This window comes from Prosthecobacter sp. (assembly GCF_044373815.1).
Lineage (GTDB): Bacteria > Verrucomicrobiota > Verrucomicrobiia > Verrucomicrobiales > Verrucomicrobiaceae > Prosthecobacter.
Map to the genome: position 1 here is coordinate 1 of NZ_JBIPNG010000259.1, position 9,307 is coordinate 9,307.

Here is a 9,307-nt window from a genome sequence, read left to right on the forward strand (position 1 = left end):
CTCGTGCCCGGCTTTGCTGCGGCGCACAAAAGCGAGCTGATCGGCAAAGGAGATGTAGCCTTTGGCTTCGGTGGCCTTGAGCTTGGCGGTCAGATCTTCTTCGTTGAGCCGGGGTGAGAGAGGCAGCTTCACGGGAACATTGCCCCAGCCGATGTCGGCGGCTGTGAGCGGCAGCTTCGTTGTCTTGTCATAGGCTTCGCGCATTCCGGCGGCAAGGCGGGTGGCGAGGATGACGCGGTTGCTTTGCGTGCCGTCGTTGTACTTGCCGGCGGCGACGTTGCCACCGGCGCCGTTGAAGTGGACATGCAGCGCGGCGTTCACGTCCTGCCCGCGAATGAAGCGCGCGATGCCGGGGAAGTCGGGACTGGGAATGCCGAGGCGGTAGTAGCTCTGCGGATGGCAGGCGTAGGCGCTGAGAACGGCGATGGGCTTGTCGCCGTTCCAAAAGCTGAGAAGCGAGACGACGGGATCGATGAGTCCTTCAGGCAGGGAGATGAGGCCCTCGATCTTGCAAGCGCTGCCGCGCATGCGTCCGACCTTGCCCTCAGGGGTGCGCTCCACGCGGCGGTTTGAGGCGACTTCTTTTACCACGGCTTCGCCGTAGCCGTAGTGGGTAGCGGGCTGGGCATTGGGCAAAGCGGTGCGAATGGCATCGGCTGCGCGCTGGATGACCTGGCGATGGAAAGTGCCTTCAAAGCGAGTGTAGCCTTTCACGCCGAGTTCTTTGATGATCTTTTCTGCCGTGAAGTCGCAGCCGGGGGCATCATGCTGATGCAGGGTGTGCACGGCCACACGGCCCGGGACGGTGCCAGCCGCCTCTGCGAGCGCGGTACGAAAGGCCTCATGCCCCTCATTGGCAATACCGATCCAATCCACCGCGCAGAGCACGATGGGCTGCCCACCGCCAAGGATGACGATGCCACGGCAGCGCAGGGTGAGATCATCCACGCGTTTCACCGGATCATAAGCCATCGCGGCACCCAGAGGAGGAGTGGCATCGACATCGAAGGTGGCGATGCGCGCGGCCTCGGCGGCGTGTGCGGCATTCCACAGACAGATGGGTGAGAGCAGGAATGCGAGAACGAGGAGGGCTTTCATGATGACGAGATGAATCAAACGCTCTTCGTCAGTACGTCTTGCCCGTGGGGATCGTGGTCTGAGCAGAGAATTCGCTGAGGACGCTGTCGAAGTCGGCGGAGCAGGCGCTGAGATGAGCGTGCAGCGCACCGAACTCACTGCCGAGCACGACGAATTGAGCACCGAGTTCGATGATGGTTTTTGCATCCGCAGCAGAGCCGACGGGACGGCCCCAAGTTTTGCCGTGTTTGCGGCAGGCGGCGGCGATCTGCTTTTGCGCATCCATCATCACGGGATCATTCACTGCGGGCGTGCAGCCGAGGCGCAGGGACATGTCGCCGGGGCCGAGAAAGAGGACGTCGACACCGGGCACTGCGGCGATCTCTTCGGCATTGGCGAGCGCGGCGGGGGTTTCGATCTGCGCCACCAAGCAAGTCTCGCGGTTGGCGGCATCGGTGTAGTCGTCGGGCTTACCGATCCAGTAATCGGCATCGCGACCGCCGCCGCAGAAGCCGCGATCGCCGAGGGGTGGGAATTTGATGGCGTTGACCAAAGCGCGCGCTTCATCCGCACTGCCGACGTGGGGGATCATCAACCCGGCGGCACCGTCTTCGAGCAGGCGGTAGAGGCTGTTTTTTTCCTTGGTGGATGATCGCCAGATGCAGTCGATGTCTGCCGCGTGGTGACGGCCGAGCATGGTTTCGGCTTCACGCGGGTCCCACACGCGGTGCTCTGCATCCAACCAGATGCCGTCGTACTTGAAGTGAGCGGCGATGGCCGGGAAGAACGCGATGGGCGAGCCGGTGCAGCAGATGCGGGCGACTTGGCCGGCACGGATTTTGGCGAGGACTTTGGAGCGTCTCATAAAAGGGTCAGGGTTGATGTTGGGCGAGCCAGGTGGAGAGAACTTCGAGCAGCGGTGAGGTGTCGCCGGTGCGGCGTGTGATCATGGAAAGGTCCTGGGCCTGGATGAGGCGCAGCGCGAAAGCTTCGTGGCGGCGCTCTTCTGAGCTGAGCGCGGGTTTTGCCGCTGAGGGCAAGGCCACCACCACATCCCACTGCTGCACGCCGAAGCTGAGAGACCAGTTCATGATCCACGAATAGCTGTGATGAAACTGCAGCTGATCTTGGAGGGGCAGTTCAGCGGGCACGGCGATGAGCACGAGATCCTGCGCCATGCTGCGCACCTTGCGCGCGGCGAGCTCAAGCTGCGCGAGCGTCTGACCTGCTGTGGGCCACGGAGTGACCTTGACGACGGCAGCGGGATAGAGGCGCTGCAACGCAGGCGCGATGAGTGTGTCGTAGGGCGGCATGGCGAGCACCTGAATGGGCTGGCCGGCTTTGAGCTTGGCGAAAGTGTGCGACAGCGCAGACGCGGGTGGGCCTACTTCGCGGAGTGAAACGGTGCGGCCGGTGATGGCCTGTGCCAGAGTTTCGGCGAAGAGTTTGTGACCGGCCATGTTGGGATGAATGGTATCGCTGAGGAGGAGATTCCATTCGGCAGCATCGGCGGTATGCACGGCTTCGAATGCGGCAAAGCAGTCGGCCACGACGAGCGACTCCTCTTTGGCTACGTCACGAATGGCCTGCGTAAATTCGGTGAGCCGGGCGCAGGGCCGTTGTGGGGTCTCGACGATGGAATTCTGCGTGCAGAGAACCACTTCTGCGCCGCTTTTCTGGCAGCGGGAGATCATCTCGCGGAGATTCTTTTTGAAGACTTCCACAGGCGTGCCCACCAGATCATTCATGCCAAACATGATCGTCACGAGATGTGGTTTGTGCGCGAGCACGTCAGGCTCCAGACGCTTGAGTCCTCCCGTGGTGGTGTCGCCACTGCGGCCGGCATTGTGCACGCTGATCTGCGCCTGCGGGTAAAGCTGCTGCAGCGTGAGCTGGAGCATTTCAGGATACGCCCGGCGACCGCCGCTGTGATAATAGACGCCGGTGATGCTGTCGCCGATGGAGACGATGCGCACAGGCTCCTTCCCTGCGGCGAGCAAGTCTATAGTTTTCAGCGGCGCTGCGGCAAGCAGGTTTGCGCAAAAAGTGCAGAGGAGGAGAATGAACGTGCGCATGTGTGTATCAGGGTTGCTTCAGCCAGTCGAGGGTGATGCGGCGGATGCGAAGGCGGTTGAGCGCACCCACCTTGCTGTCGCCAGCGCAATAGCCGATGAGCATGGCGTCGCCCACGAAATGGATGGCGGTGTAGTGATATATGCCCGCGGGATCGTTTTCGATGAGTTTGCGCATGGGCCAGGTTTTGCCGCCGTCCGTGGAGATGGCTGCCACGAAGGGATTGCGCTTTTTGGGTGGGAACGGGAACTTGCCGGAGTGGTCGTTGTAGATGGCCAGCAGGTCGCTGCTGCCAGGAAGGCGCTTGATGCTGGCGGGGCCGTTGGGAGATTTCATTTCCGTGGGCATGGGTGGCGAGAATGTTTTGCCTGCGTCGGTGGAGAAGAAGCCGTACTGCGCACCCTGATCCGTGCGGCACCAGGAGAAGAGCGAGGCGTCCGCAAGCTCGACAACGCCGGGCTCCTGCAGACCGCTGCCGCTGCGCACGGGCATGGCCCACCAGCTGGAGGATTCCGTCCAGGTACCACCTTCGTCATCGGAATAGATCCAGGTGGCGATGGCGCGTGAGTCCCAGGATTTGCTGGTATCAGGATCCGTGCCGCGTGAGCGATGGAAGGCCAGCGGGATGATGATGCGGCCCTTGCTGGTCTGGATGACGCGGTCGTTGTTCATCACAAAGTAGCCGGGGGCCTGCTGCACAAGCTTGGGTTCGGTCCAGGTCTCGCCTTCATCGGTGGAGATGCGCATGTGCGGGCGGCAGTCGATCCAGCTGTTTTTGATGCAGTAAAACATGGCGAGCTTGCCGCTGGCGAGGCGCAAGAGGGAGACGCTCATCACGTTGTTGTCGCCGGTGTTTTCCACCACGGTGACGGGCTGGCTCCAGGTGCGGCCCTGATCATCCGAATGAATGCGGACGATGCGGGCGGGGCTCTCATCCCCCGCGCCGCCGTAAAAATGTGAGTAGCAGAAGATGATGCGACCGGAGGCGAGCGTGGCGAAGGAGCCTTCGGAGTTGCGCGGATTCTCCTTGGTGGGATCGAGATTGAAGGTGATGACGCTTTCGGCGTGCGCCATGCAGGCGAAGGCGAGACAGAGGGCGATGAGTTTCATGGTGGCTGGTTGGAGTTACCACTCGCCCTGGCGGGAGAACTGGCTTTTCACGTTGGCGCTGAACTGGGTGATGCTGGCTTCGAGATTGGCGACGAGCTCGTCTGTACTTAGGCCTGCTCCATTGCGAGCGGCGGGGATGACGGTGGCGCATTCATTGGCATCCATGAAGCGGGCGGCTTCGAGCAGCTTGGGCTGGTCTTCGGGAGGGATGACCATGAAGCCGTGTTTGTCGGCGTGGATGAGATCATCGGGCTTTACAGTGCGGCCAAAGACCTCGACCTCGCAGCCCCAGCGCACGGGGTGCACGAAGGCGTGACCGACGCAGAGACGACGGGCGAGGGCTTTGAAGCCTGCGTTGGTCATTTCATCCAGATCGCGGATGGCACCGTCGGTGATGGTGCCGACGCAGCCGAGTGCGCGAAACATGTTGGCGCTAACCTCGCCCCAGGCGGAGCCGAGGACGCGGGGCTTGTCGAGATCCTGGACGACGATGATCTTCGGCCCGGGCACACTGGCGATGTAGCGGCGGAACTCGGCACCGGCATTTGGATTCGTCTGGCGATGCGCGGTGTTTGAGGGCTCGATGACGAGGGTGACGGCGTAGCCGACCATGGGTCCCATCTGCGGCATGAAGTCGCGGGTTTCCTCGATATTGAAGGCATCGGCGCCTGCATTGTGCCGGGTGACCTGTTCCCAGCCGTTGTAGATTGTGGGGGTGTTCCAGCGTTTGAGCTGAAGCAGATCGCTGTGCGAGAGATGGCGCGCGCTGTGAGACATGGTGGAGAAACAGGCTGCTGAAACGATTTGTCACAACGGCTTGCTTCTGGTCTGTTGTCCAAACCAGATGAAGTCCGCGACCTCCTCCAGCCCCAGACTGCCACAGCGCATCTCCCTTGTCACCCTGACGGCGCAGAGCCTGCGCGAGTCCATGCAGGCCGGGCACTGGCACGGCCATCTGCCGGGGGAGCGCGAGCTGTGCGCACGCCTGCAGGTGAGCCGCCACACGCTGCGCGGCGCGCTGCATGAACTGGAGCGCGATGGCTTCCTGGAGGTGTCTGACAGACAGCGGCGGCGCATCAAGACTGCGGTGAAACCGAAGAAGGCGGCGCAGCCACGGGTGATCGCGCTTATATCGCCACGACCGCTGCTGGAGATGTCTCCCTCCACAGTGGTGATGGTGGATGATTTGCGTGATCAGCTTTCCCGCGTGGGGTTCAGCTTTGAGATTCATGTGAGCACTGCGTGCTTCACGGCCAAACCGACACGTGCGCTGGAGGCGCTGACAACGAGATCGCCCGCGGCGGCGTGGCTGGTGTTTGGCTCGCTGGAGCCGGTGCAGAGCTGGTTCATGCGCCGCCAACTGCCCTGCCTGGTGGTGGGATCTTGCGCACCGGAGATCAGCCTACCGTCCATCGACACGGACTACCGCGCGCTGTGCCGACATGCGGGCGGCATGCTGTGTGGTAAGGGCCACCGGCACATCGCCTTCGTGCGGCCACTGGGAGATTACGGCGGAGACGTGCAGAGCGAGCAAGGGCTGCGCGAGGCGCTGGGCGGCAGCCATGCGCCGACACTGCAGGTGATCTCTCACGATGGCACTGCGGCCAATCTGTGCGCGCTGATGGACAAGGCGCTGCGCTCGGCCCGGCCACCCACGGCCTATGTGGTGGCGCGGGCGATGCATGTGCTCACGGTGATGATGTTTCTCACGCAGCGTGGCAAACGCGTGCCGCAGGACGTGGCGGTGATCTCACGCGATGACGAAACGTTTCTCCAGCACACGGTGCCGCCCATCACGCGCTATGCGGCGAACACCGGCCAGTTTGCCCGCAGCGTGTGCAAGGCCGCACGGCAGCTGGCGGAGTCTGGCTCACTGCCCCCGAAGGCGATTCGGCTGATGCCGAAGATGATCCGGGGTGAGACGCTGTGAATGTGGAATGACAAATGATTCGGATTTTAAGCGAAAATCCCTTCACTCTGGAGCGACAAGCTGGCAGATGGCTCAGGGACGCGGATGTGTGGCGAGAGGGCAAGGACGTGAGGCCACAGGGCGCTCTGGCAGACCAGGAGTCAACATGCCTGCGGTAGCGCTGGTCGACGGGCAAGAGTGCCCATCGTACTCTCAGGCAGCCGACCCGTGGTGATGTCACCCTATGATGGGAGTCTCCGGAGCAAGGCGGAGATCACTTCACCAGGCCGTCCAGCCGCCGTCCACGGCGAGGTTTTGGCCGGTGATGAATGAGGAGGCATCGCTGAGGAGGAAGGTCACGGCACCGGCGATCTCGGGTGCCTGGCCGACGCGGCCCAGCGGGACTTTTTGTGCGAGGCGCTCGACGAATTCGGGCTGCTGAAACTGGATCGTGGGATTGGGGAATGGACCGGGCGAGATGCTGTTGCAGCGCAGGCCCTGCCGGCCCCAGTGCACGGCCAGGTAGCGCGCCATCTGCTGGATGCCCGCCTTGCCGACGCCGTACTCGATGGGGTTCGGATTCATGGGCGCGGCATACACTGAAGGATCCGGCGAGACGCTGCCATACATGCTGGAGAAGAGGACCATGCTGCCCCTGCCCTGCTCCGCCATGTGCTGGCCGACGGCACGCGCGAGGGCGAAGGTGGCGGTGAGGTTGCCGTGGTTCGCCATGTCAAAATCTTCGGCGGTGAGATCCTCAAAGCGCTTGGCGGTTGAGGCATAGGTCATCACCACAAGGCCATGCGGCACGCCGTGAATGGCGATTTGCTCTTGAACAAATGACTCTACAGCGGCGGTGTCGGCGGCGTTGAGGGAGGCGGCGCTCACTTGAGCCTGCATGCCGGATGTTTTGACCATGTCCGCGGCGCGGTCTGCCAGATCCACGCAGAGCACGCGGGCCTGCATTTCTGCGAGTTGTGCAATGACGGCAGCGCCGAGATAACCAGCGCCGCCAAAGACCCAGATGCTGCGTTCCTTGAGATCAAACGGATGAGGAGAGGACATGGGTGGCAACAAGGACTATGCATGTCATCGGGCTCAAGGGTGCGTCGCTGGTCTGTTGTTCGAGCCAGATCAGCGGCGGGGAAAAGGTGTGGCGACACAGCCTGCTTGTACAGTGGCGTGCTGTAAACGCTGGGGCGTGGGTGCGTACTCGCAGTCGGGCGGTTTGGCGAAGGAGGGTTTGTGTGAAGCAGAGTGTCCTGTCCGCCAAACACGCCCAACCTACGTCCAGAGCCGCATGTTGGCGGAAGCGCCGCACGGGATCGCTGCAGATCCCGTGTTTTTTATTCTGTGCCAGTGCCGATGCCGAAGCATCACTTCGCCACTTCTTTCTTCTTCACCGGGTAGGAGCCGGGAGATTTGGCGAATTTTTGCATGCAGTCCACGCAGCAGAAGGACACGAAGCCTTCATCTGTCTTCAAGCGATAGATCGGACGCGAGGCTTTGTGATCGACCGGGCATTCATCGTTGATGGGCCAGGCGGCGAACACGGTGGCGGTCATGGCAAGACTGAGCAGCAGAGGAGCAAGAAGCGTTTTCATGGATGGGAGTCGAGTTGGAGTTGGTGCGCGTTACCCCATCAACGCACCAATCCCCCGTCCTCATAGGCCATCGCAAATCCTGCTCACGGATGCGCAAGGCAGGCACAATGCGGGCTTATTTCTCCTCGATGTCCCAGTAGGAAAGCTTGGCGATCTGCTCGGGGGAGAGGGTGTCGATCCAGCTTTTGCCGTCGGGGCCGAGGGTGCCATAGGCATGCCCGTCGATGGTGCCGTCCGGACTTAGTTTTTCCATCGACACAGAACCATCAACGCGACCGATGAGAATCCTGCCACCTGGCCAAGAGCGGCCTTTTTTAGCAACTCTCTCAGACCCTAACCATGAGGGAGGGCCGCTGGTCACCTCCCATCGGGGCGGCCAGGACGAGTTGAGGCTTTTTTCGATCAAGAGCGGTGTTTGGGGGTGTGACACATCACTCTGCCCCTTGAGAAGCATCCAGTGACATTCTCCTGGCTGAAGCGCCTTTTCGAATCCAAGTGGATTTCCGATGGCGTTGTCCGGATTAAAGATGCTCTTGGGGCAGCCGAAGATGCGCTCGTCAGTCACAATTCCTTCCTTGAATAGCTCACGAAAGACCTCATTCGCTGAGTGAAACTGCACCTTTCCACGGTCCGGAAAGGCAGAGTCGTGGTCTTTGGAGTACTGATTTAAGCTCAGAATGATCTGCTTGCAGTTGTTCATGCCGACCATTGAGTCGTCCCGGGGTGAAACTCGTGTGAACGCAGGCAAAGCCACCCAGACCAGGAACAGCAAGCATGCGACAAGCATCCCCCAATGCAAACACCCCCACCGCTTTTTCGGCTCTTCGTTCATGAGACGATTTCACCAGAAGCGATGCTGAGAGACAATCTCATTCGGTGTCAGGTGGCCTTCTTTTTTGCGCAGGACCGGTACGACAGCGCAGTGATCGAAGACGAGGACGATTCAGCTTGGCGGCGAGTCTTGACCTTTTGACTCCCCTTGCCCCCTTGACGGCGCTTAGCACTTTGTCCCCTTTCGGCATTCGTCGTTCGACATTCCTCCAATCCCTCGTTCTTTCTCGCTTGAACACGCCTTTTCGGCGCGTTTAGAAGTCTTCTCACCAACCACATGATTTTTCTCGCCGATCTGCCCGCACCCAGCCGCATGGGGGACATCCTCATGGCCTTCCTGAGCATTGTCTTCGAAGGCGCTCCCTACATCCTCATCGGCACGGTCTTTTCAGGGATCATTGACGCCTTCCTGCCGGCCAAGCTGCTGGACCGGGTGCTGCCGAAGAGCAAGGTGCTGGCGACGCTGATCGCGGGCTTCTTGGGGCTGGTGTTTCCGGTGTGCGAGTGCGCGGTGGTGCCGGTGATCCGGCGACTGGTGCAGAAGGGGCTGCCGCTTTCCTGCGCGGTGACTTACATGCTTTCCGCGCCGATCATGAACCCCATCGTGGCGATCAGCACGCTGACGGCGTTCAAGGAGTTTCAGGGCCTGAGCTGGGCGACGGCGGGGAATGCGACGATGACGATCGCGCGTTTGTCTCTGGGC

10 protein-coding genes are annotated in these 9,307 nt (G+C 61.5%); 2 read left to right on the forward strand and 8 right to left on the reverse strand.

All coding sequences use genetic code 11. The features are described from left to right. From ACIREA_RS19430 to ACIREA_RS19450, 5 genes are all read right to left on the reverse strand, one after another. Positions 1–1,098, reverse strand: a 1,098-nt coding sequence (locus tag ACIREA_RS19430) for a hypothetical protein (protein ID WP_397383999.1), incomplete at its 3' end; no start/stop codon positions are given. Positions 1,099–1,126: 28 nt separating this feature from the next. Beyond that, positions 1,127–1,942 (reverse strand): HpcH/HpaI aldolase/citrate lyase family protein, encoded by an 816-nt coding sequence (locus tag ACIREA_RS19435; RefSeq protein WP_397384000.1) that lies wholly within the window; start codon positions 1,940–1,942, stop codon positions 1,127–1,129. A gap of 7 nt (positions 1,943–1,949) precedes the next feature. Continuing rightward, entirely contained in the window at positions 1,950–3,152 is a 1,203-nt protein-coding gene (locus ACIREA_RS19440) for an SGNH/GDSL hydrolase family protein (protein ID WP_397384002.1), read from the reverse strand. A 7-nt stretch (positions 3,153–3,159) separates the two neighbouring features. Continuing rightward, positions 3,160–4,260, reverse strand: coding sequence for a sialidase family protein (locus tag ACIREA_RS19445; RefSeq protein WP_397384003.1), 1,101 nt, complete (start codon positions 4,258–4,260; stop codon positions 3,160–3,162). Between the two features lie 15 nt (positions 4,261–4,275). Further along, positions 4,276–5,037 carry an RraA family protein gene (locus tag ACIREA_RS19450; RefSeq protein ID WP_397384004.1) on the reverse strand — a complete coding sequence of 254 codons (762 nt, stop codon included), beginning with the start codon at positions 5,035–5,037 and terminating at the stop codon, positions 4,276–4,278. A 67-nt stretch (positions 5,038–5,104) separates the two neighbouring features. On the opposite strand from ACIREA_RS19450, the gene ACIREA_RS19455 reads away from it, so the two are divergent. Beyond that, complete coding sequence (locus ACIREA_RS19455; protein WP_397384005.1) at positions 5,105–6,190, forward strand: substrate-binding domain-containing protein; 1,086 nt, start codon at positions 5,105–5,107, stop codon at positions 6,188–6,190. Positions 6,191–6,448: 258 nt separating this feature from the next. Here ACIREA_RS19455 and ACIREA_RS19460 read toward each other — a convergent pair whose 3' ends face one another. The 3 genes from ACIREA_RS19460 to ACIREA_RS19470 all read right to left on the reverse strand — a co-directional run bounded on the left by ACIREA_RS19460 (position 6,449) and on the right by ACIREA_RS19470 (position 8,605). Beyond that, positions 6,449–7,234 carry an SDR family oxidoreductase gene (locus ACIREA_RS19460; RefSeq protein WP_397384006.1) on the reverse strand — a complete coding sequence of 262 codons (786 nt, stop codon included), beginning with the start codon at positions 7,232–7,234 and terminating at the stop codon, positions 6,449–6,451. A gap of 311 nt (positions 7,235–7,545) precedes the next feature. After that, positions 7,546–7,773 carry a hypothetical protein gene (locus ACIREA_RS19465; protein ID WP_397384007.1) on the reverse strand — a complete coding sequence of 76 codons (228 nt, stop codon included), beginning with the start codon at positions 7,771–7,773 and terminating at the stop codon, positions 7,546–7,548. 115 nt (positions 7,774–7,888) lie between these two features. Continuing rightward, positions 7,889–8,605, reverse strand: a complete 717-nt coding sequence (locus ACIREA_RS19470) for a hypothetical protein (protein ID WP_397384008.1) — start codon at positions 8,603–8,605, stop codon at positions 7,889–7,891. 276 nt (positions 8,606–8,881) lie between these two features. On the opposite strand from ACIREA_RS19470, the gene ACIREA_RS19475 reads away from it, so the two are divergent. Then, on the forward strand, positions 8,882–9,307 hold a 426-nt coding region (locus ACIREA_RS19475), incomplete at its 3' end, for a permease (RefSeq protein WP_397384009.1).

Coding starts and splice junctions, on each gene's coding strand:
- ACIREA_RS19435 (WP_397384000.1), bottom strand. CDS start 1,942: ATGAGACGCTCCAAAGTCCTCGCCAAAATCCGTGCCGGCCAAGTCGCC.
- ACIREA_RS19440 (WP_397384002.1), bottom strand. CDS start 3,152: ATGCGCACGTTCATTCTCCTCCTCTGCACTTTTTGCGCAAACCTGCTT.
- ACIREA_RS19445 (WP_397384003.1), bottom strand. CDS start 4,260: ATGAAACTCATCGCCCTCTGTCTCGCCTTCGCCTGCATGGCGCACGCC.
- ACIREA_RS19450 (WP_397384004.1), bottom strand. CDS start 5,037: ATGTCTCACAGCGCGCGCCATCTCTCGCACAGCGATCTGCTTCAGCTC.
- ACIREA_RS19455 (WP_397384005.1), top strand. CDS start 5,105: ATGAAGTCCGCGACCTCCTCCAGCCCCAGACTGCCACAGCGCATCTCC.
- ACIREA_RS19460 (WP_397384006.1), bottom strand. CDS start 7,234: ATGTCCTCTCCTCATCCGTTTGATCTCAAGGAACGCAGCATCTGGGTC.
- ACIREA_RS19465 (WP_397384007.1), bottom strand. CDS start 7,773: ATGAAAACGCTTCTTGCTCCTCTGCTGCTCAGTCTTGCCATGACCGCC.
- ACIREA_RS19470 (WP_397384008.1), bottom strand. CDS start 8,605: ATGAACGAAGAGCCGAAAAAGCGGTGGGGGTGTTTGCATTGGGGGATG.